The organism is Nonomuraea spiralis (assembly GCF_014648435.1).
Classification (GTDB): Bacteria; Actinomycetota; Actinomycetes; order Streptosporangiales; family Streptosporangiaceae; genus Nonomuraea; species Nonomuraea spiralis.
In genome coordinates, this window is sequence record NZ_BMRC01000009.1 from 210,969 (window position 1) to 232,584 (window position 21,616).

The window sequence follows — 21,616 nt, forward strand, 5'->3', positions numbered from 1 at the left end:
CATGTTACATGCCATGCGAATCACTCTCTCCGCGGCGGCCGCCCTCGTGGCGTTCGCCGCGCTCGTCACCCCGCCCCTCACCCAGCCGGTCTCCGCCGCGACCGCGCAGGCGCCACCGGCCAAGAAGACGAGCCGGGAGATCTCCCCGCTCAGCCCCCAGCAACGCGAGCAGGCGGCACTGCGCAGGCAGGCCGTCGAAGGCGTCTTATCCCCGGACGCGGCGGCGGCCAAGGCACGCACCGGCCGTTCGGTCAAGGTCGGCCACCGCTACGTCGAGCTCGCTCAGGAGCGCAAGGACCAGATCTTCGTCGTACTGGCCGAGTTCGGCGACAAGGTCGACAACGAGACGAAGATCGACGGCCAGGTCAAGTACGGCGGACAGCCCGGCCCCCGCCACAACGCGATCCCCGACCCGCGCGGCACCGACGACAACCACACCCTCTGGCGTCCGGACTTCAACCGCGCCTCCTACGACAAGTCCTACTTCGCGACCGGCGGCAACTCGCTGCGCGACTACTACCGCCTCCAGTCCTCCGGCCGCTACGACATCGACGGCTACGTCAGCGACTGGGTACGCGTCCCGTACAACGAGGCCCGCTACGGCAGCGACCGGTGCGCCCCCGAAGAGGGCGGCATCTGCTGGAACAACTGGGACCTGGTACGCGACTCGGCCAACGCCTGGTACGACGCCGAGAAGGCCAAGGGCAGGACCGCGGAGCAGATCCGCGCCGAACTGGCCAAGTACGACGTCTGGGACCGCTACGACTACGACAACGACGGCGACTTCGACGAGCCCGACGGTTACCTCGACCACTACCAGGTCGTACACGCGGGTGTGGACGAGACGTGGGGCGGCGGCGCGCAGGGCGCGGACGCGGTCTGGGCCCACCGCTACTTCGCCTACTGGCCCGAGCGCGGCCAGGCGGGCCCCGACGGCAACCGCAACGGCGGCACGCAGATCGGCGACACCGGCATCTGGATCGGCGACTACCTGACGGCCGGGGAGAACAGTGGCGTCGGCCTGACCGCCCACGAGTACGGCCACGACCTCGGCCTGCCGGACCTGTACTCGGGCGCGGGCGACAACGCGGTCAACTTCTGGTCGCTGATGTCGTCCGGGTCCTACCTGAGCTCGCGGACCGGGCCGCTGGGCGAGTACGCCGGCGACCTGGACGCCTGGAGCAAGCTCCAGCTCGGCTGGCTGTCCTACGACCGGGCGCGCGCGGCCACCCCGTCCACGCACACCCTGGGCGTCGGCTCCTACAACACCCGCGATCCGCAGGCGCTGGTGGTGGACCTTCCGCCGCGCGAGATCAGTACGCCGCTCGGCAGGCCGTACCAGGGGGAGTGGCAGTGGTGGAGCGGCAAGGGCGACAACCTTGAGCAGACGCTCACCCGGCAGATCGACCTCGGCCGGGCCACCGAGGCGACGCTCAAGGCGCACGCGGCCTACGCGATCGAGCAGGGCTACGACTACCTGTACGCCGAGGTCTCGCGCGACGGCGCGTCCTGGACGCCGGTCGGGCAGCCGCTCACCGGGCAGTCGGACTGGCGCGAGCTCAGCTACGACCTCAGCCCGTACGCGGGCGCCAAGATCTGGTTCCGCTTCCGCTACTCGACCGACTCCAACACCTCCGAGTCCGGCTTCCGGGTGGACGGCATCGAGGTGCCCGGCGTGTTCGCCGACGACGTCGAGCAGGGTGAGGGCGAGTGGACGGCGGTCGGGTTCACGCGCAGCGGCGAGGTGGGCGTGCAGCGCTTCTCCCGCGCCTACCTCGCCGAGAACCGCCGGTACACCGGTTACAACGCCTACCTGCGGACCGGGCCGTACAACTTCGGATGGACCGGCAGTCAGCGGGTCGAGCACTACCCGTACCAGCAGGGGGTGCTCATCTGGCTGTGGGACGCCTGGTACGGCGACAACACCACCCGCAACCACCCCGGCGAGGGCATGATCCTGCCCGTGGACGCCCGTCCGGAGCCGCTGCGCTGGACCAGCGGGACTACCGCCGGGGCGCGGCTCCAGGTGTTCGACGCGCCGTTCGGCACCGAGCGTACGGACCGGCTGCGGCTGCACTCGGCGGGCGTGCCGGCCGTGTTCCCGGCCCGTCCGGGCGTCCCGGTGTTCGACGACCGGCGTGGCGTCTACTGGAACCCCGACCTGCCCGAGCTCGGGGTGAAGGTGCCTGACACCGGCACCCGGATCTCCGTCCTGCGCGACGGCGAGCGCGCGACGGTACGCGTCTCCGGCTCCTGAGCCGAAGATCCCGGTCCTGAGCCGAAGGTTCGGATCCTGAGCCGAAAGGTGCGGCCCGCACGCGGTTCGCGTGCTGGCCGCACCTTTTGTTGGTTTATGACCGTTTTGGTTGGGTTAGTGCACTGTTGTGCTGTTGTAGTCGGTAGGGAGGAAAGATGATGAACGCTGGTTCCGACGGATTCGGTACGACGGAGACCATGACGAACGAGCCACCCAAGCGCCGCTTCTCCCGTTCCTTGCTGCTCGCCGCGACCACCGCGGTCGTCCTGGCCACGGGGGCCGGGGTCGCCTACGCCTCGGCGCAGTCGCCGTCCCCGTCGCCCACCGAGACGCCCTCGGCCACCGCCACCTCGCCCGGCAAGGGCATGGGACACGGGTTCGGCGGCCCGCCCGTCCACGGGGAGTTCGTCGTCCCCGACGGGAAGGGGGCGTACGTGACGGTCGCCGCCCAGTACGGCGAGGTCACCGCCGTGAGCCAGGACTCCGTCACGGTCAAGAGCGCGGACGGCTACACCAAGGAGTACGTCGTCAACGCCGACACCCGGGTCGGCCGCCGCGACCAGGGCATCAGCGCGATCAAGACCGGGCAGAAGGTCATGCTCACCGCCAAGGTCACCGACGGCACGTCCACCGCCATGACCATCCACGACGTGACCGCCCGCCACGGGAAGGGGCGCGCCTCGGACGAAGAAGGGCAGGACGAAGGGCAGGGCCGACGGCACCGCGACCACGGCGACCGGTCCGGCGCCCCGGCGCCGAGCCCGTCCACGACCACCTCCTGACCAAGGGCCACGCGGCCCTCGCCCGGACGCTTATGCCTCGCGGATATACTCTCGGTATCTAGTCACGGGGCATGAGCGTTCCTCTTGCGCTGCTCGGTCTCCTGGAACGGGAGCCGAGCCACGGCTACGACCTGAAGCGCGACTACGACACCTACTTCGGCCGCGGCAAGTCGCTGCCCTTCGGCCAGGTGTACTCCACACTCGGCCGGCTGGCCAGGGACGGCAAGGTCACCGCCGGGCAGAGCGAGCCCGGCGACGGCCCCGAGCGCAAGCGCTACGCGATCACCCCGATCGGCGCGCGGGAGGTCGAGGAGTGGCTGAGCGAGCCGGTCGCGGCCGAGCCGTACCTGCAGACGGTGTTGTTCACCAAGGTCGTGCTGGCGCTGATGCTGGGCCGCGACGCGGCGGCCTACCTCGACCTCCAGCGGGCCACGCATCTGCGGCGCATGCGGGAGTTCGCCCAGATCAAGCGGGGTGACTCGCTGGCCGACGCGCTGCTGGCCGACCACGGCATGTTCCACCTCGAAGCCGACCTGCGCTGGATCGACGTCACCCAGGCGCGGCTGGACGCGCTGGCCGAGCTGGTACGTACGTCATGATCCTGGAAGCGCGCGAGATCAGCCGCTCGTACGGCCGGACACCGGCGCTGCGGGAGGCCAGCCTGGAGGTCGGCGCCGGGGAGGTCCTGGCGGTCATGGGCCCGAGCGGCTCGGGCAAGTCGACGCTGCTGCACTGCCTGGCCGGGATCTTCACCCCCGACAGCGGCGAGGTGTGGTTCGACGGGCGGCGCCTGGACACGATGAGCGACGACCGGCGCACCCGGCTGCGGCGCACGGCGTTCGGCTTCGTGTTCCAGTTCGGGCAGCTCGTGCCGGAGCTGACGGCGGCCGACAACGTCGCACTGCCGCTGCTCCTCGCACGTACCAGGCGCAAGGAGGCGTACCGGCGGGCGGACGGCTGGCTGGAGCGTCTGGAGCTGGACGGGCTGGGCGGCCGGCGCATCGGCGAGCTGTCCGGCGGTCAGGCGCAGCGCGTGGCGGTGGCCAGGGCGCTGGCGACCGGGCCGCGGGTGTTGTTCGCCGACGAGCCGACCGGCGCGCTCGACTCGCTGACCGGCGAGCACGTCATGGAGCTGCTCGTGGGCCTGGCCCGCGAGGAGGGCACGACCGTGATCGTGGTGACCCACGACGCCCGCGTCGCCTCCTCCGCCGACCGGGAGGTCATCGTCCGCGACGGCAGGCTCACCGACCCCTACGCCGGCGAGGTCGTACGATGATCGCCCTCGGCCTGCGGCTGTCGCTGGCCGGTGGCAGGGAGGCGACGGCCCGGCTCGCGCTGATCGTCGCCGGGGTCGCGGTCGGCGTGGCGGTGCTGCTGACCACGCTCTCCCTGTTCAACGCCTTCCAGGCGGCCAACGAACGTACCTGCTGGGAGTGCACCCGCGGCACCGCCCCCAGTGGCTGGGTCCTCGACCCCACCGCCACCGGCGCCCTGTGGAACTACCGCGAGGACTACTACGCGGGCCGGGCGATCAAGCGCCTCGACGCCGCCGCGCTCGGCGCGCGCGCCCCCGTCATCCCCGGCCTGTCCCGCATGCCCGCCCCAGGCCAGTACTACGTCTCCCCGGCGCTGGCCCGGCTGCTGGACTCGGTGCCGCGCGAGCAGCTCGCCGACCGGTTCCCCGGCTCCCGCGCCGGCACGATCGGCCGCGCCGCCCTGTCCGGCCCCGACGCCCTGACCATCGTGCTCGGACGTACGCCCGAACAGGTCGCCGCGCTGCTCGGCACCAGGCAGGTCGACACGACGGCCGCCGAGCCCGCCGTCGATGACAACGCCGACATCTACCAGTTCGGGTTCGCGATCGCGGCCGTCGGGCTGCTGGTGCCGCTGGTCGTGCTGGTGAACAGCGCCACCCGGCTGGCCGCCGCCCGCCGCGAGGCGCGCTTCGCCGCGATCCGGCTGGTGGGCGGGACGTCCCGGCAGGTCAACCTGTTCGCCGCGGTGGACTCGGCGCTCGGCGCGCTGACCGGCACGGCTGCCGGGATCGGACTGTTCCTCCTGGTACGCCCGGCCGTGACCGGCATCCCCATCACCGGCTCCCGATTCTTCCCCGACACGGTGGCCCCGGCCGGATGGCAGTACGCGGCCGTGCTGGCCGGCGTCCCGCTGCTGGCGGGGGCCAGCGCGTTGTGGTCGCTGCGCCGCGTACGGATCTCGCCGCTCGGCGCGCTCAGGAAGGGGGCGCCGCGACCGCCACGGGCCTGGCGGGTGATCCCGCTGCTGGCCGGGCTGGCGCTGTTCGCGGGCCCGGTGTTCCGGACCGAGGACCGCAAGCCGGACACCGTGTCGGCCACGGCGGCCCTGGCGTTGATCATGATCGGGCTGATCCTGGCCGGGCCCTGGCTGACCATGCTGGCCGCCCGCCTGGCCGCCCGGCTGACCAGGGGAGCGGCGATGTTGCTCGCGGCGCGCCGGCTGGCCGCCGACCCGAAGGCCGCCTTCCGGTCGGTGAGCGGGCTCGTCCTCGCGGTGTTCATCGGGACGGCCATCGCGGGGATCGTCCCCGCTGTGCTCGACGGACAGCGGGCGGTGGCCGGCGGCACGCTGTCCGGCGTGCTGCGCGCCCCGCTCGGCCCCCTGGGCGGCAACGGGCTGTCGCCGCAGGCCGGGGCCGACCTGCTGGCCAGGCTGCGGGCCTACCCGGGCGTCGGCGTGTTGCCGGTCTACGCCGCCAAGGAGGAGGAGAACCGGGTGATCCGCCCCGACCGGCCGCCGCCGCCCCGGGCGGTCGTCGAGTGCGCGAACCTGGCCCGCTTCCCCGCGCTCGGGCAATGCCCGCAGGGCGCGCAGGCCGTCGCCGGCCAGTTCGACCGGGTGGTATGGGCCGACAACCCGCTCACCATCGACAAACTGATCCCCCTCGCCGGCCCCGGCAGCCAGGCCGTCTCCGCGACCGGGCTCAACCTGTCCGCCGTGCTGGTCACCATGGCCGACCCGGCGGCGCTGGAACGCATCCGCACCCTGCTGGCCACCCAGAGCGCCGGCCCGCCGATGACGTTCGACGAGGTCGCCCAGGTCAGGGCGACGCTCTACACCCAGGCCGAGAACGTCGCGCTGGCCATGGTCGCGCTCACCCTGCTCGCCGGCGGTTGCAGCCTCGTGGTGGCGGTCGGCGGCGGGCTGATGGAGCGCAGGCAGCCGTTCACGCTGCTGCGGTTGTCGGGCACGCCCGGCCGCACTCTGGGCGCGGTCGTGCTGCTGGAGTCGGCGCTGCCGCTCGTCCTGGCGGCCGTGGTCGCCGCGGGGGCCGGGTTCGGGGTGGCCGCGCCGTTCATCGACGCGATGGGGATGAAGGGGGCCTCCCTGGCCATGCCGGGGCCGGTCTACTTCGCGAGCGTCGGCGGCGGGCTGGCCGCGTCCCTGCTGGTGATCCTGACCGCGCTGCCGCTGCTGCGGCACATGACCGCGCCCGACAACGCGCGTTTCGAATAGGAGCCACATGAAGCTTCGACCGCTGGCCGCGGCGTTCGTGCCGGCCCTGGTCGCCACGCTGCTCACGGGCCCGCCGGCCGTGGCCGCCGACGGCCGCTACTCGGCCGAGATCCGGCGCACCGAATACGGCATCCCGCACGTGTCCGCGAAGGACCACGGCGGCCTCGGCTTCGGCTACGGGTACGCCTTCGCCCAGGACAACCTGTGCGTCATGGCCTCGTGGGTGGTGACGCTGCGCGGCGAACGGTCCCGGTTCTTCGGCCCCGACGCGAAGTCCGACGACCCGGTACGCCCGGTCGCCAACCTCACCAGCGACCTCTACCACAAGAGCGTCGCGGACTCCGGCGTCGTCCGGCGGCTGCTGGCCTCGCCCGCCCCGCTCGGCCCGAGCGCCGACCTGCGCGAACTCGTGAACGGGTACGCGGCCGGCTACAACCGCTACCTCGACGACACCGGCGTGGCCAACCTGCCCGACCCCGCCTGCCGCGGCAAGGAGTGGGTGGGCCCGATCACCGCCGAGGACGTCTGGGCCAACCTCCTCGACCTCAACCGCATGTCCGGCGGCTCCGCGCTCAAGGAGGCCATCGTCGGCGGCGACGACGAGGACGAGGGCCCACGCCGCGCGCCCGGCAGCAACGCCTGGGCACTGGGCCGCGAGGCGACCCGCGGCGGCAACGGCATGCTGCTGGCCGACCCGCACTTCCCGTGGAACGGCATCCGCCGCTTCTACCAGGTGCAGCTCACCATCCCCGGCGTGCTCGACGTCTCCGGCGCCAGCCTGTACGGCACCCCCGTCGTGCAGATCGGCCACACCAGGAACGTCGCCTGGACCCACACCGTCTCCCACGCCCAGCGTTTCACCCTCTACCGGCTCGAACTGGCCAAGGGCGACCCCACCACCTACCTGATCGACGGGCGGCCCGAGCCGATGGGCCGCCAGGAGGTCGAGGTGCCGCTCCAGGACGGCGGCTTCGTCTCGCGCACCCTGTTCACCTCCCGCTACGGCCCGGTGCTGGCCGCCGGGCGCGGCGGCGGGTACGCGTACGCGCTCGCCGATCCCAATGCCGCCAACCTGCGTTCGGCCGACGAGTGGCTGGCGATGTCCAAGGCCGCCGACCTGCCCGGATTGCGGGCCGCGCAGGACAGGTACCAGGGACTGCCGTTCGTCTACACGCTGGCCACCGACGTCGGGGGGACCGCGTCCTTCGCCGACGCCTCGGTGGTCCCGCACGTCACCGACGCCCTGGCCCGCCGTTGCGCCAGGCCCGCGCCCGACCCGTCGCTGGACGCCTTCGTCCTGGACGGCTCGACGTCCGCGTGCCTGTGGGGCAAGGACGCCGACGCGGTCGTGCCGGGCATCTTCGGCCCCGGCAGCCGGCCCGGCCTGACCCGCGCCGACTACGTCGCCAACTCCAACAACAGCCCGTGGATGACGAACCCGGCCGCCCCGCTGACCGGCTACGACCAGGTCTGGGGCGCCGTACGGACCGACGTGGAGCTGCGGCCCCGGGTCAGCCTGGACATGATCGACCGGCGGCTGAAGGGCGCCGACGGGCTCGGCGCGCCCGGCTTCACCCTGGAGACGCTCCAGGCCACCGCCCGGAGCAAGCGCAACTACGGGTTCGAGCTCATGCGCCCGGACCTTGCGGCGTTGTGCCGCGAACACCGCGAGTTGCGGGCCACCTCGGGGGAGCGGGTCGACGTACGGGCCGCGTGCCGGACGCTGACCCGCTGGGACGGGCGGGCCACGCTGGACGGCGAGGGGGCCGTGTTGTGGCGGCAGTTCTTCGACGGGCTGCAGCGCCCCGGCAAGCCGGGGGAGCCCCAGCAGCCGTGGTGGCGGGTGCCGTTCGACCCCGAGCAGCCGCTCACCACGCCGCGCGGGCTCAGACGGGACGCCACCACCGTGCGGCAGGCCCTGGCCGACGCCGCGCTGTTCTTCCAGGCCAACCGCCTGCCGCTGACCCTCACCACCGGCCAGGCCCAGCACTACGGATCGGTCCCGATCCCCGGCTGCACCGAGGGGGAGGGCTGCTTCGACCGCGTCCGAAACTCCGGCCCGCTCGGCAAGGACGGGCGCTACCCCGACGTGAACACCGGCTCCAGCTTCATGATGGCCGTCGAACTCACCCCGGACGGCCCCCGCACCCGGACGATCCTCACCTACTCTCTGTCCACCGACACGAGCTCGCCGCACCACGCCGACCAGACCGCGCTGTTCTCGCGCGGCGGCTGGGTGACCGAACGTTTCACCGACGCCGAGATCAGGTCCGACCCGCGGTTGCGCGTCACCACCCTGACCGGCTGACCCGCGGCGGCCGGCCGGCACGGGGGCCGGTCGGCTGGCGGTCGGTACGCTGGCCCGATGGCGGTCGTCCTCGATCCCGGTCTCCGGCCGCCGTGCCCGCGCCGACCCGTGAGGAGCGTCATGACCCGCGCCTGGACCGCCCGTCCCGAGACGGAACGGGACATCCCCGCCATCCGCGAGGTCAACCTCGCCGCCTTCCCCACCTCGCTGGAGGCCGACCTGGTCGAGGCGCTGCGCTCCGACCCGGCGTGGATCCCGGGGTTGTCCGTCGTGGCCGAGACGTCCGACGGCACGATCGCCGGCTACGCCCTGCTCACCCGCTGCCTCGTCGGCGAGGAGCCGGCATTGGCCCTCGGCCCCTGCGCCGTCCTGCCCGGCTTCCAGAAGCAGGGCGCCGGCTCGGCCGCCATCCGCCACGGCCTCGACGCCGCCCGCGCCATGGGCGAGAACCTCGTCGTGGTGCTCGGCCACGCCGCCTACTACCCGAGGTTCGGCTTCACCCGCGCCTCGGCGTACGGGATCCGCCCGTCGTTCGAGGCGCCCGACGAGGCGATGATGGCGCTGGTCTTCGACGACACGCTGCCGGTGCCGGACGGGACCATCACCTACCCGGCGCCGTTCGGCGTCTGACCGCCCCGCACGGCCGGTGCCCTGACCAGGTGTCATGCCGGTGACCGGGGGCATGACCTGGGCAAGGGCAGCTCGGGGGGTGAGGTGGGCGGACAGCGGCCGCGGGAGGGCGGCGCGTTCGGCGGGGATCTGGGGCCGTTCGGGGCCGAGAAGCTCCGGCGGTTGCAGGCGAGCCTGGAACAGATCGGCGACCTGCACGGCCGGATGGCCCGCCTGCTGGAGGCCGTCCTCGCGATCAGCTCCGAGCTGGAGCTGAACACGGCGCTCCGGACGATCGTGGAGGTCTCGGCCGACCTGGTGGACGCCCGCTACGGCGCGCTCGGCGTGCTCAACGAGGAGGGCGAGTTCGCCGACCTGTTCACGTACGGGGTCTCCGAGGAGGTCTACCAGGCCATCGGGCGGTTGCCGACCAGCCATGGCCTGCTGGAGGAGCTGATGGCCCACCCCCGGCCGCTGCGCGTGGACGACGTGCCCGCCCATCCCAGCTTCCGCGAGTACCCGCCGGGCCATCCGGTGATGCGTACCCTGCTGGGCACGCCGATCCTGGTGCGCGGCACGGTCTACGGCAACCTGTACTTCGCCGACAAACGTACGGGCATGCCGTTCACCGGCGACGACGAGCGGATCGTCGCGGCGCTGGCCAGCGCGGCCGGCGTCGCGATCGAGAACGCCCGTCTCTACGAGCGCATCCGCCGCAACACCGAGGAGTTCCAGCGCAGCCTGCTCCCGCCGCTGCCCGCCCTGAACGGCCTGGCGGCCTGCGCCCGCTACCTGCCCTCCAGCAGCGTCCCGCGGATCGGCGGCGACTGGTACGACGCCATCACGCTGCCCGACGGCGTACCCTGCCTGATGGTCGGCGACGTGATGGGCCACGACCTGCGCTCGGCCACCGTCATGAGCCAGATCAGCAACATGTTGCGGGTGCTGGCCTACGAGCACTGCGAGCCGCCCTCCCAGATCCTGCGCCGCCTCGACGAGATCCTGCACGCCCTGCACGGCGGCCCGATGGCGACCGTGCTGCTGGCCCGCCTGGAGGAGGAGGGCGACGACGCCTGGCGGCTGCGGTGGGCCACCGCCGGCCACCTGCCCCCGCTGCTGCTGCCCGTCGAGGGGCGCGCCCGCTACCTGCGCGCCGACGGCGGCCATCCCCTCGGCGTCACCCCCGACCTGCCCCGCCCCGACCACGAGCAGGTCATCCCGGCCGGGTCCACGCTGCTGCTCTACACCGACGGGCTCGTCGAGGACCCCGCGCACGGCCTCGACCGGGGCATGGCGAGCCTGGCGCACACCGCCGACCGCCTGCGTGACCTGCCCCTGGAGGAGCTGTGCGAACTGCTGCTCGCCCACGGGGGAGCCGATTTCACCGACGACGTCGCCCTGCTCGCCGTGCGCCTCGGGGATCCCGCCGCGCTGCGCGGCGCCCGTGCCTGAACGGGCGGGCGATGGCCGAATGTGCCAGATAAGTGTCGTTGCGGTCATTCCGCCAGGTCGGTGACAATCGGGTCATGCCTGCTGCGCACCGCGTCGTCATCGTGCTCTTCCCGGACGTCGACCTGCTCGACGTCACCGGCCCGGCCGAGGTGTTCGCCCTGGCCAACCGGGTCGCCGGGCGCGCCCTGTACGACGTGCGGCTCGCCGGTCCGCAGGGTGGCCAGGTCAGCACGTCCGCCGGGGTGCGGTTGGTGGCCGACCTGACGTTCGAGGAGGTCGGCGACCAGGTGGACACCCTGGTGGTGCCCGGCGCGGTGACCGTCACCCCCACCGGGCCGCGGGCCCTGACCGACGCCGAAGTGGTGGCCTGGGTACGGCGGACCGCCCCGGGCGCCCGCCGGGTGGCCTCGGTGTGCGTCGGCGCGCACATCCTGGCCGAGGCCGGCCTGCTGGACGGCCTGACCGCCACCACCCACTGGTCCACCGCCGCGCAACTGGCCGCCGACCACCCGAGGGTCACGGTCGATCCCGACCCGATCTTCCTGCGGTCCAGCGGCCGGGTGTGGACGGGCGCGGGCATCAGCGCGTGCCTCGACCTGACCCTCGCCCTGGTGGCCGAGGACCACGGCGAGGAGATCGCCCTCGCGGTGGCCCGCGAACTGGTCGTCTACCTCAAGCGCCAGGGCGGCCAGAGCCAGTTCAGCGTCCCGCTGGCGCAGGCCGCCTCCGGCCGCCGCGACATCGACGACCTGCGCCTGTGGATCGCCGAGCACCTCGCCGAGGAGCTGACCACGGTCGAGCTGGCGGCGCGGATGGGGCTGAGCCAGCGGCAGTTCAGCCGGGTGTTCCGGCAGCGGACCGGCTTCACCCCGGCCGCGTACGTCGAGTCGGCGCGCGTGGAGGTGGCGCGCCGGCTGCTGGAGACCACCGATCTGCCGCTGCCGCGAGTGGCGGCCGACAGCGGGCTCGGCTCGGTGGAGACCCTGCACCGCGCCTTCCGCCGCCGCCTGGGCACCGGTCCGGGCACCTACCGCCGCCGTTTCCACACGGTGGCCTGACCCCTTGATTCTCCCGCGTACGCCGTCCATGCCGGGCGGCGGCGCGAGCCTGCCCGAAAGGAACCCCCGCCATGAGCACCACCGTCTCGCCCACCCTGCGCCAGGTCGTCGGACTGCCCGCCGAACCGGCCCGCCTGGCCGACTCGACCCTCGTACTGATCGACTACCAGAACACCTACCGCACCGGCGTCATGGCCCTGCCCGGCGCCGACCAGGCCCTCGCGGCCGGGGCCCGCCTGCTCGAACGTGCCCGCGCCGCCGGAGCCCGCGTCGTGCATGTCGTCAACGACGGCGGCCCCGGCACGCCGTACGACGTCCGGGCCGAGATCGGGGCCATCAGCCCGCAGGTCGCGCCGCGCAACGGGGAGCCGGTGGTGGTCAAGACGTTCCCCGACGCCTTCCAGCAGACCGGCCTGCGGGACGTGCTGACGGACCTGGGCGCCGGGCCCGACCTGGTCCTGGCGGGGTTCATGACCCACATGTGCGTCGCGTTCACCGCGCAGGGGGCCTTCAACCTGGGCTTCCGTCCCACGGTCGTCGCCGACGCCTGCGCCACCCGCCCGCTGGCCGGTCCCGACGGCACGCCGTTGTCCGCCGGGGCCCTGCACGACGCCGCCCTGACCACGATCGGCGACCTGTTCGGCCTGGTGGTCGCCACGGCCGACGCCCTGCCGGCCTGACCGGCCGGCGCGCCGGTCACCCGGTGGCGGGGCGGCGGCGGCCGGCGACCAGCCGGTCGGCCGGAGCCCGGCGACGGGCGGGCACGGTCCGGCTCTCCTCCGCGGGAACACTCTCGGTCCGCTGGGCCGGAACACTCTCGGTCTGTGGGGCGGGGGCGGTCTCGGTCTGCGGGGCGTCGGCGCGTTCGGACAGGAGGCGGCGCAGCTCGCGGCGGCGGGCCAGCCTGCGGCTCGTCCCGGCCGCGATCAGGAACGCCCCGAAGATGAACGCGGCGGCGGTGGCGGCGCCCGCGCTGAACAGTTCCAGGTCACCGACCCGGAAGGTGACGCCCAGCAGCGTGAGGTCGGCGGTGGCGGTGGCCGTCGTCCGCGTGAACAGGACGGCCACGGCGGCCGACCCGGCGACCATGAGCAGCAGGCCGAGCAGGACCATGATTCTCATCTCCTCGTACGTCGGCGATCATGTGTCCTTGCCGCTTCCCAGCATTTCTTTACTTATGTATGAAATGAACGCACATTCGGCTCGGGAATGGCCGCGCGAGTTCACCCCGATCGCCTGCGAAGAAACGCCGATCGAGCAGCGGCTCGGCCGCGTACGGGCTGGTGGCGGGGTTTGTCGGGCCCTGTCGAGGGGAGAGCGGATCGGGAAGGGAAGTGATAGCAGTGAAAGTGGACACTTTCCGACTTCTCGCCAACTCCGCGGGAGAAACGGTCGTTCTGCACCCGGCCGGTGACCTTGACCTGCACACCGCCGGAGCCATAGAGGCTTGGGCGACCGGCTACCTCGACGGCCGGCCGGCCGCCGTCACTTTGATCGATCTGTCCGACGTCGGCTTCATGGATTCGGCCGGACTCGGCGCGCTGATCGGCGCGTGGAAACGTATCACCGCAACGGGACGGACGGTCATGGTCGCCGCGCCGACCCCGCAGCCGGCCAGACTGATGCGCATCACCGGTCTGGAAGGCCGCCTCGGCGTACGCGCCACCGTCGCCGAGGCTCTGGAAGAGGTCATTCCCAGGCGGTCTCACGCGCCCGCCTGACCGGCTCGCGGCGTCAGCCGCCGGCTGCCTTGGCGTACTCGGCGGCGGCGCCCGCGAAGTCGTACAGGACGACCTGCTCGTCCCCGACGACCCAGGCGTCATGGCCCGGCGAACACACGAAGACGTCGCCCGGTCCCACTTCGGCCTCGGTGCCGTCGTCCATCCGCAGACGCATCCGGCCGGAGACCATGAAGCAGTTGTGGTGCAACTGGCACGACGGCGTTCCGGCGATCGGCTTGACGGAATCCGTCCAGTGCCATCCCGGTTCGAAGGTGGCGACCCCGAAAGTCAGGCCGCTCAGCTCGCAGACCTCCAGGTGGCCTTTCGGGAAGTCGCGCCGTTCGTCGGGTTTGTCGATGCTCTTGATCTCGATCATGACTGACTCACCCCCCTTCGTCAGTTTCCTTCTTACGCTGAATTGTCCATAACGAGGGGTTCAGCAGGGCAAATATCCCTTTGAGGGCATGGGTACGGCCCACTGGGAGCCGTACCCATGACGTGCTTACTAGCCGGCCCAGGGCAGCTTGTCGGACGGCCACGCCCGCTTCGTCTGCTTCTTGAACGTCTCCTCAGGCGTGCCCACCGCGCAGCGGGTGCCCTTCGGCGGGACCTTCAGGTCGGTCAGGTACTGGTCGATGATGTCGGTCTGGCACTTGTCCTTGCCGTAGATGCGGTGACCCCAGCCCTCGTACGTGAGCAGCACGGCCTTCGGGCCGAGCTGGCGGGCCGCGTTCGCCGACCAGATCCACGGCGTGGCCGGGTCGTGCATCGAGCTGCCCAGCAGCAGCGGAGCCTTGCCGGTGTAACGCAGGGTGTGCGGCGGGTTCTTGGTGGTGGAGTTGAGGCAGATGGGCAGGTCGTCAGTCGGGTACGGGTGGTACCGCGTGTCCGGGGCGAGCCGGCCGGCGGTCCGCATCAGCTCCGCGTACTCGGCGTAGTTGCGCACCTTGAGGTTGTAGTCCTGGCAGAGGATCGTGGTCGGCAGCTCGGCCACGTCCCCCTGCACCGGCCCGCGGCCGGGCAGCGGCGGCACCCACTCGGGCGCCGGGCCGCCGTTCAGCCAGTTGATCACTTCGCTCAGCGTGCGCCAGTCGGGCCCTTCGTTGCCCAGCGCGGCGTTGTAGATGACCTGCAGCTCGGTCATGCGCTGTCCGGTGCTGGGGTAGACCAGCTGGCCGCGGCGGGCCTTGTCCAGCAGGCTCTTCCAGATCGCGCGGATGTCGCGGCCGTTCAGCACACAGCTCGTGTCCTGCTCGCACCAGCCGACGAACTGGTCGAACCCGTCCTCGACGGCCAGGGCCTCGGTGGCGTAGAAACCCCGGAGGCCGAGGCTGTGGTCCATGTTGCTGTCGAGCGCGAGCGCCCGGATGCGGCCGGGGAACAGCTCGGCGTACATCTGCCCGATCAGGGTGCCGTACGAGATGCCGTAGTAGGTGAGCTTCTCCTCGCCGAGGGCGGCGCGGAGGGCGTCCATGTCACGGGCCACGGAGACGGAGTCGACGTGGTCGTAGAGCGGGCCGGTACGGGCCCGGCAGTCCGGGTGCAGCTTCTTGGTGAAGGCGTTCCAGGCGTCGAAGTCGGCCTGGCTGCGCATCACGGTCTGCGGCATCTGGTTGTAGACCGACGCCGAGCAGATCACCGGGTGGCTGCGGCCCACGCCGCGCGGGTCGAAGCCGACCATGTCGAACCGGCTCTGGAGCTCCTCGGTGTAGGAACCGGGAGCGCCGTACACGGCCTCCACTCCGGAGCCGCCCGGGCCACCGGGGTTGATCACCAGCGAGCCGACGCGGGCCGCCGGGTCGGTGGCCTTGCGGCGGGCGACGGCGAGGTCGATGCTCGCCCCGTTCGGCTTGGACCAGTCGATCGGGACGGTCAGCTTGCCGCACTCGGCGCTGGGCTCCTCCTCACAGGGCGCCCAGGTGATGGTGCGGGTCGTCGCGGTCGAGTCCGCGACGGCCGCCGGTACGGGAATCAACGCTGCCAGCGCCACGAAGGCGGTGGCGAGCAGAGGGAGTTTCTTCCGCAAAATTGCGCTCCAATCAACGGTCGATGCGCCCCCCGTGGGCAGTCGACCGCCCTTGATCATCGCGGGCCGCGGGGGCGAATGGGGTCAAAAATGGAAAATTGCCCACAGCGTTCGCCTCGGCCGACGAACGACGGCCCAGCTCCCGCCTGGTCGGCGGGGCGCGGAATGCGCGGCCCTCCCGCACGAGCTGACAGGGCGTGAATAGGGACGGGCGCTCCCACCAAGTAGGGGTGTGACACAAACCATGACGGTCGAGGACGAGCGGGTGATCGCCGAGTCCCTGCGCTCCCCCGAGAGGTTCGGGGTGCTCTACGACCGCTACTTTCCCGAGATCCACCGGTACGTCGCCGGCCGGCTCGGCACCCAGGCCGCCGACGACCTCACCGCGGAGATCTTCCTGGCCGCCTTCCACGGCCGGGCCGGCTTCGACTCCGGCCGCGGCGTCGTCCGCGGCTGGTTGTACGGCATCGCCACCAACGTCGTCGCCCAGCACCGCAGGAGCGAGATCCGCCGGCTCCAGGTCATGCAGCAGGCGTCGGAGGAGACGTTCGCGGGCGACCGGGCGGAGGACGGACACGAGGACCTGGTGGCCGGCCGGCTGGCGGCGGCGGGCCTCAAGGGCGAGCTGGTGTCGGCGTTGCGCGCGATGCCGGACGCCGACCGCGACGTCCTGCTGCTCCTCGCCCTGGCCGACCTCAGCTACCAGGAGATCGGCCATGCCCTCGACATCCCTGCCGGAACGGTCGGTTCCCGGCTGAACCGCATCAGGAAGAAGCTGCGAGCCGCCCTGGGCGGCGCCAACCCCTTGCTTGGAGACACCCATGGATGACCTGAACCTGCTCCGCGACCTGTACGACATGCCGCCGGCCACCGCCGACGTGATGGCCGCCGGCCGCGCCCGCCTCGCCGAGGCCTACACCCAGACCTCCCAGACAGGCCCGGCCCCCCTCGCCCAGCCGGGCCCGGACGCCTTCGCCCGGCCGGGCCCGCCGGAGAGGGATGAGCTGCGCGGGGGGCGACGGTCGTTGCTGCGCGCTCTGCCGGGTGCCCGGAACGACCGTCCGGGGGCCCGGAACGACCGGGGCCGCCGGAGGCGTTGGCCGGTCGTGGGGGCGAGCCTGGCCGGGGCGGCGGCCGCCGTCACCGTGGCCGCGACGCTCCTGGCCCCGACCGGCCAGACCCCGTCCGCCCAGGAGCCGTCCGCTGTCAGGCCGTCCGGTCGCGGCTCGTCCTCGGCGGTCGTCCGGCTTTCGGCCCGCGAGATCCTGCTGGCCGCCGCCGACTCGGTCGGGCCCGCGTCGGGCGAGGGGGCGTACTGGGTGCGCAGCGCCGTCAACGGACGGTTCGAACGCGACCCCAGCGGCCGATACACCCTCAAGACCACCCGATCGGTCGAGGCGTGGTTGCCGAGCGCGGCCGACCGGCGCACCTGGGTGATCCGCAGGGATCTCGGCACCGTACCGGCCACGCCCGAGGACGAGGCCGCCTGGCGCGCCGCCGGCTCCCCCCGGAGCTGGACCCTGCCTGGCGCGAACCCCCCGGTGAAGCTGCGGACCGCCCCCGGAGAGCCCGACGCCCTGCGCGACGACTCCGGCAGGACCCTCACCCTGCTGGGCACGCCCATGACGCCCACCACCCTGAAGGCCCTGCCGACCACCCCCGAAGGGCTGCGCGACACCCTCGAACAAATCATCTCCAAGGGGTACGGCAAGGAACGCGTGAACATGGACAACCAGCTCTTCGAGACCGGCGTGCGACTCGTCATGAACCTCCCCACCTCACCGGAGGTGCGGGCGGCGGCGTACCGGATGCTGGCCGCGCTGCCCGGGGCGACGGCGGAGGGCGAGGTCACCGACCCGCTCGGCCGCAAGGGGCAGGCGGTCAGCCGGCCGGGCGGCCCGGGGGAGCGGTACCGGTTCGTCGTGGACACGGCCACCGGTCAGCCGCTGGCGCTGGAGTCGGAGGTCGGCCAGTACCGCTCGTACGAGGCCATCAAGTCGACCACCTGGACGGACGACGAGCCCCGGCTCCCGGCCCGCCGCCACAGCATGAACCGCTGACCCGGCGAAGGCGCCGCCCTCCGCGACGGGGGCGAAGGCGGCGCCGGATCCCCGGCGGTTACGGTGAACGGCATGATCGAAGGTGAATCGCCCCGGCGGGGCACCGCCGCCACCGCCATCCTCGACTGGCACCACCCGGGCGTCGCGGCCCTGGCCGGACGGCTCCCCCGTACGGACGCCCCCCGCGACCTGGTACGCGCCGCCCACCGCCTGATCGCCGAGACCATCCGCCCGGTCTACGCGATGAGCGACGAGCAGCCCGTCTCCGTGACGATCGCCCGCGGGCGCGGGTCGTGCAGCCAGCGCATGGCGGTGCTGGAGGCCGTGGCCCGCTCCCGTGGGATCGCCACCCGGGTCAGGGGCCGGGTGGTGGACGGCGCGTTCTGGCACGCGCGCTTCCCTCGGCTGCGTCCGCTGGTTCCCGCCGACGTCGTGCTGGCGTGGCCGGAGTTCCTGCTCGACGAGGGGTGGGTGCCGTTCTCGGAGTTGTTCGACGGCCTGTGCGAGACCTCCGGTTTCAGCAACAGCGGCTCCGAGACCCTTTTCGACGCCGTCACCCGGACCGTCGTGGACTGGGACGGCGGGTCCTCACCCCGATGCGACCTGTCCGCCCGCGTACGCGCCGACCTGGGCTACTTCGACTCCCGCGACGAGTTGTTCCGCCTGCACGGTCAGACGTTGTGCCAGGTCGCCCGGCTGGTCGCCGACCCCGTGCTGAGCCGCCGTTCCGCCTGACCGTCCGGTCGCCACGGAGCGCGACGCCTAGCGGGCGCACAGGGCGGTGTCGAAGGCGGCGATCAGCAGCTCGCGGGCCTTGCCGCCGTTGGCCGAGCCGGTGGCGTAGACGGTGACCGTGCGGCCCGCGCGGTCCCGGCCGCTGAAGGTGGACACGCCCGGCACGTCGCCGCCGTGCCCCCACAACTTCCCGCCGCAGGTCAGCGGGATCTCCATGACGCCGTACCCGTAGCGGGCGCCCTTGGGCCAGCCGGGCTGGGCGACCGCGACGTACGAACCGGACTTGACGGACTGCGCCCGCCAGAACGTGTCGAGGTCGCGCGGCGTCGAGACCAGCCCGCCGCTGGCCCCGAACGCGTAGCCGGGCAGCCGGGTCACGTCGACGACCCCGTCCTTGGGCCGGAGCGGGTGCACGCCGTAGGTGTGCGCGTGCGGGCCGCGGATCCCGTCCTCGCCCTTGGCCGGCCAGTACGTGTCCCGCATGCCCAGTGGCCGCAGTACCAGGTCGCGGCTCACCTCGCGGAAGTCGCGCCCGGTCACCGCCTGCGCGACCAGGCCGAGCACCATGTAATTGGTGTTGGAGTAGGCGAAGCGGCCCCGGGGCGTCGGTTCGAGGGTCAGCGCGAGCTTGAGCAGGTCCTGCTTGCCGATCTTCGACCAGTCGGCGGCGGGCGTGAAGTCCGGCAGGCCGCTGGTCTGCTGGAGGAGCATCTTCACGGTGATGTCCCGCCCGTCGATGCCCTCGCCCCTGATGACCCCCGGCAGGTACGTCTCGACCGGTTCGGCCATGTCGATCTTGCCCTGGTCGACCAGCTTCAGCACGGTGGCCGCGATGATCGACTTGCTGACGCTGGCGATCCTGAACCGGCCGTCGGCGCCGGGCATGGGCTGCTTCGTACCGCGTCGCGCGGTGCCGGAGACGATCGTCGCGGTCCTGCCGTCCGGGTAGCGGATGTAGGCCATCGCGCCGGGTATGTCCGGGGAGGTGGTGAGGGCGTCCAGTCGTGACTGCACCGTGGGCGTACGTTCGGCGGTGGCGGCGAACGCCGGAGCCATCGGCGCCAGCGCCGGCGGGACGATCACGAGCAGGGCGAGCGCACGCCGGGACGTGGAGGACGGCATCGGGACTCCTTCGAGTGATCGATCAAGGTATGTCCCAACTCTGGCGAAATGTCGGCTGTGTCGCAGTCACGACACCACCCATGATCATGCGGGGGTTGTCCCTACCACCGGACCGTGCCGGCGCGCCGTCCCTAGCGTGCGGAGCGGCCCTCGGCGAGGGCGCGGCGGACGAGAGCGGCGTTGCCCTCGGCCGGGCCGCCGTCCGGGTCCAGCAGGGTGTCCTCCAGGCCGATCCGGGTGGCGAGGCCCAGCCGCGCGGCCTCTGTCACGAGCGGCCAGGTCGCCGGGCCCTCGCCGTGCAGGAGCCGGGGTACGGGGGAACCGTCCAGACGGTCGAGGACGGCCGCCGCCCGGGGGACCGCCTCCTCGTACGGCGCGTCGATCACCTCGACCAGGATCCGCGTCATCCGCCCGGCCAGCCCCGAGGCGGTGAGCGTCGCGGCGTCGGACGGCGACCACACGCCCGCCTCGACCCCGATCCCCGCCTCCAGCAGCGCCCGCGCCAGGTCGCCGAACCCCGGCTCCGACAGGTTCACCGAGGCGAAGTCCGGGCGGGCGGCGGCGGGCAGCCGGGCCCAGGCCGTCACCGCGTCCAGGCGGGCCGGCACGTCGCCGCCCGTGATCCACAGACCGGTGGACACGCCCACGGGCAGGCCGGGCGCCGCCGCCCGGATCGCCGACGTCGCCGCCCCGACGTCGGCGGCCTCCAGCGACTCCCGCCCGGCCGCGTCACGCGGATGGACGTGCACCGCGCCCGCTCCCGCCCGCCGTACGGCCACGGCGTCGGCGGCCAGCTCGTCCGGCGTCAGGGGCAGCCGCGGGTGCTCGCCCGCCGCCCGGCTCCCGTTGAGGCACGCTTTGATGAACATGCGCCCATCCTTCCCGAGCGGGCCCCCCTCAGACGGGCGGCCCAGCCGGTGGTCCGGCGGGTGGTCTAGTGTGCGGCGTCGAGGCGGGCGCGCTGGTCGGCGGTCAGTTCGAGGTCGACGGCGGCCAGGTTCTCCTCAAGCTGGGCCACCGACGACGCCCCGGCCAGCGGGATCACCGGGAACGCCGAGCCGATCTGCCAGGCCAGCACCACCTGGTTCATGCTCGCCCCGCACTCCTTGGCCACCTCGCGCAGCACGGCCAGCCGGGCCGGGGTGCCGGGGTGGTCGTAGTCCGGCGGCACCTGCTTGTCCTGCCGGGTGTACGCGCCGCCGAGCAGCGGCGAGTAGGCGACCAGGGTCAGGTCGGGCTCGGCGCGCAGGTAGCTCAGCAGTTCGGCGCCGGCGTGCCCGAGGCTGCCGTCCTCGAAGATCGTCTCCGGTACGTCGAAGCGTGGGCGCAGCAGGCTGTGCTGGTACTGCAGCACCTCGTACCCGGCGACCCCGGCCGCGGCGGCCAGGGCGCGGGCCCGTTCCACCCGCCAGATCGGGTGGTTGCTCACCCCGAGTAGGCCGACCGTGCCCTCGGCCACCAGCGCGCCGAAGCCCTCGACGGTCTCGGACAGCGCCACCGTACGGTCCTCGATGTGGGCGTACAGCAGGTCGATGCGGTCCACGCCGAGGCGTTCGCGGCTGCGCTCGGCCGATTCCCTGATCGTCTTGGCGGACAGTCCCTCGGCGTTGTCGACGTAGCTCGTGCCGGGGGCGAGGGGGCGTGCGCCCAGCTTGGTGGCGATCACGATCTCGTCGCCGACGCCGTTGGCGCGCCGCCAGCGGCCGAGCAGCTCCTCGCTCTGGCCGCCCTGGCCGCCGTCCACCCAGAAGGCGTAGTTGTCGGACGTGTCGATGAACGTCCCCCCGGCCTCGACATAGCGGTCGAGGATGGCGAACGACGTCTTCTCGTCGGTCACCGAGCCGAACAGCATCGCGCCGAGGGCGAGCACGCTCACGTCGCGGCGGGTTTCCGGGCTGGTGCCGATCGTCCGGTACTTCATGCTCACTCCCCAGTTCGACCCGTCCCGTACGGGCCACGGAACGGAGTCTGGGTGCTGGAGCGGACTCCAGGTC

The 21,616-nt window shown here is 72.6% G+C and carries 20 protein-coding genes; 14 read left to right on the forward strand and 6 right to left on the reverse strand.

Annotated features, from left to right (window positions below; all coding sequences use genetic code 11):
* Positions 1-13 precede the first annotated feature (13 nt).
* The 10 genes from IEZ27_RS23785 (at position 14) to IEZ27_RS23830 (ending at position 12,638) form a co-directional block, all read left to right on the forward strand.
* Positions 14-2,257, forward strand: a complete 2,244-nt coding sequence (locus tag IEZ27_RS23785; RefSeq protein ID WP_189649259.1) for an immune inhibitor A domain-containing protein — start codon at positions 14-16, stop codon at positions 2,255-2,257.
* 197 nt (positions 2,258-2,454) lie between these two features.
* Entirely contained in the window at positions 2,455-3,039 is a 585-nt protein-coding gene (locus tag IEZ27_RS23790; RefSeq protein WP_189649260.1) for a hypothetical protein, read from the forward strand.
* A 71-nt stretch (positions 3,040-3,110) separates the two neighbouring features.
* Positions 3,111-3,638 carry a PadR family transcriptional regulator gene (locus IEZ27_RS23795; RefSeq protein WP_125636263.1) on the forward strand — a complete coding sequence of 176 codons (528 nt, stop codon included), beginning with the start codon at positions 3,111-3,113 and terminating at the stop codon, positions 3,636-3,638.
* Positions 3,635-4,315 carry an ABC transporter ATP-binding protein gene (locus tag IEZ27_RS23800; protein ID WP_189649261.1) on the forward strand — a complete coding sequence of 227 codons (681 nt, stop codon included), beginning with the start codon at positions 3,635-3,637 and terminating at the stop codon, positions 4,313-4,315. The genes IEZ27_RS23795 and IEZ27_RS23800 overlap by 4 nt, the downstream gene beginning before the upstream one ends.
* Positions 4,312-6,531: an FtsX-like permease family protein gene (locus IEZ27_RS23805; RefSeq protein WP_189649262.1), complete on the forward strand. Its 2,220-nt coding sequence runs from the start codon at positions 4,312-4,314 to the stop codon at positions 6,529-6,531. Before IEZ27_RS23800 ends, IEZ27_RS23805 begins: the two co-directional genes overlap by 4 nt.
* 7 nt (positions 6,532-6,538) lie before the next feature.
* Positions 6,539-8,839, forward strand: coding sequence for a penicillin acylase family protein (locus IEZ27_RS23810; RefSeq protein ID WP_189649263.1), 2,301 nt, complete (start codon positions 6,539-6,541; stop codon positions 8,837-8,839).
* A 120-nt stretch (positions 8,840-8,959) separates the two neighbouring features.
* Positions 8,960-9,469 carry a GNAT family N-acetyltransferase gene (locus IEZ27_RS23815; protein WP_189649264.1) on the forward strand — a complete coding sequence of 170 codons (510 nt, stop codon included), beginning with the start codon at positions 8,960-8,962 and terminating at the stop codon, positions 9,467-9,469.
* An 84-nt stretch (positions 9,470-9,553) separates the two neighbouring features.
* Positions 9,554-10,900, forward strand: a complete 1,347-nt coding sequence (locus IEZ27_RS23820) for a PP2C family protein-serine/threonine phosphatase (protein WP_189649265.1) — start codon at positions 9,554-9,556, stop codon at positions 10,898-10,900.
* Positions 10,901-10,974: 74 nt separating this feature from the next.
* A complete protein-coding gene (locus tag IEZ27_RS23825; RefSeq protein WP_189649266.1) occupies positions 10,975-11,958 on the forward strand; it encodes a GlxA family transcriptional regulator in 984 nt (327 codons plus the stop codon).
* A gap of 71 nt (positions 11,959-12,029) precedes the next feature.
* Positions 12,030-12,638: a cysteine hydrolase family protein gene (locus IEZ27_RS23830; protein ID WP_189649267.1), complete on the forward strand. Its 609-nt coding sequence runs from the start codon at positions 12,030-12,032 to the stop codon at positions 12,636-12,638.
* 16 nt (positions 12,639-12,654) lie between these two features.
* Here IEZ27_RS23830 and IEZ27_RS23835 read toward each other — a convergent pair whose 3' ends face one another.
* The gene (locus IEZ27_RS23835) at positions 12,655-13,080 is read right to left on the reverse strand and encodes a hypothetical protein (RefSeq protein WP_189649268.1); all 426 of its coding nucleotides are present in this window, start codon (positions 13,078-13,080) and stop codon (positions 12,655-12,657) included.
* Positions 13,081-13,307: 227 nt separating this feature from the next.
* On the opposite strand from IEZ27_RS23835, the gene IEZ27_RS23840 reads away from it, so the two are divergent.
* Entirely contained in the window at positions 13,308-13,679 is a 372-nt protein-coding gene (locus tag IEZ27_RS23840; RefSeq protein ID WP_189649269.1) for an STAS domain-containing protein, read from the forward strand.
* Positions 13,680-13,692: 13 nt separating this feature from the next.
* Here IEZ27_RS23840 and IEZ27_RS23845 read toward each other — a convergent pair whose 3' ends face one another.
* Positions 13,693-14,055 carry a cupin domain-containing protein gene (locus IEZ27_RS23845; protein ID WP_189649270.1) on the reverse strand — a complete coding sequence of 121 codons (363 nt, stop codon included), beginning with the start codon at positions 14,053-14,055 and terminating at the stop codon, positions 13,693-13,695.
* 129 nt (positions 14,056-14,184) lie between these two features.
* On the reverse strand, positions 14,185-15,705 hold the full coding sequence (locus tag IEZ27_RS23850) for an alpha/beta fold hydrolase (RefSeq protein ID WP_189649271.1): 1,521 nt from the start codon (positions 15,703-15,705) through the stop codon (positions 14,185-14,187).
* Between the two features lie 232 nt (positions 15,706-15,937).
* Between IEZ27_RS23850 and IEZ27_RS23855 the strand changes: the two genes are divergently transcribed.
* The 3 genes from IEZ27_RS23855 (at position 15,938) to IEZ27_RS23865 (ending at position 18,500) form a co-directional block, all read left to right on the forward strand.
* Positions 15,938-16,534 carry an RNA polymerase sigma factor gene (locus tag IEZ27_RS23855; RefSeq protein WP_229824266.1) on the forward strand — a complete coding sequence of 199 codons (597 nt, stop codon included), beginning with the start codon at positions 15,938-15,940 and terminating at the stop codon, positions 16,532-16,534.
* Positions 16,527-17,765 carry a CU044_5270 family protein gene (locus IEZ27_RS23860; protein ID WP_189649272.1) on the forward strand — a complete coding sequence of 413 codons (1,239 nt, stop codon included), beginning with the start codon at positions 16,527-16,529 and terminating at the stop codon, positions 17,763-17,765. Before IEZ27_RS23855 ends, IEZ27_RS23860 begins: the two co-directional genes overlap by 8 nt.
* A 72-nt stretch (positions 17,766-17,837) precedes the next feature.
* A complete protein-coding gene (locus IEZ27_RS23865) occupies positions 17,838-18,500 on the forward strand; it encodes a transglutaminase-like domain-containing protein (protein ID WP_189649273.1) in 663 nt (220 codons plus the stop codon).
* Between the two features lie 27 nt (positions 18,501-18,527).
* On the opposite strand, the gene IEZ27_RS23870 is transcribed toward IEZ27_RS23865, so the two are convergent.
* The 3 genes from IEZ27_RS23870 to IEZ27_RS23880 all read right to left on the reverse strand — a co-directional run bounded on the left by IEZ27_RS23870 (position 18,528) and on the right by IEZ27_RS23880 (position 21,543).
* A complete protein-coding gene (locus IEZ27_RS23870; RefSeq protein ID WP_189649274.1) occupies positions 18,528-19,622 on the reverse strand; it encodes a serine hydrolase domain-containing protein in 1,095 nt (364 codons plus the stop codon).
* Between the two features lie 131 nt (positions 19,623-19,753).
* The gene (locus IEZ27_RS23875) at positions 19,754-20,491 is read right to left on the reverse strand and encodes a 3-keto-5-aminohexanoate cleavage protein (protein WP_189649275.1); all 738 of its coding nucleotides are present in this window, start codon (positions 20,489-20,491) and stop codon (positions 19,754-19,756) included.
* 65 nt (positions 20,492-20,556) lie between these two features.
* Positions 20,557-21,543, reverse strand: coding sequence for an aldo/keto reductase (locus tag IEZ27_RS23880; RefSeq protein WP_189649276.1), 987 nt, complete (start codon positions 21,541-21,543; stop codon positions 20,557-20,559).
* Positions 21,544-21,616 lie beyond the last annotated feature (73 nt).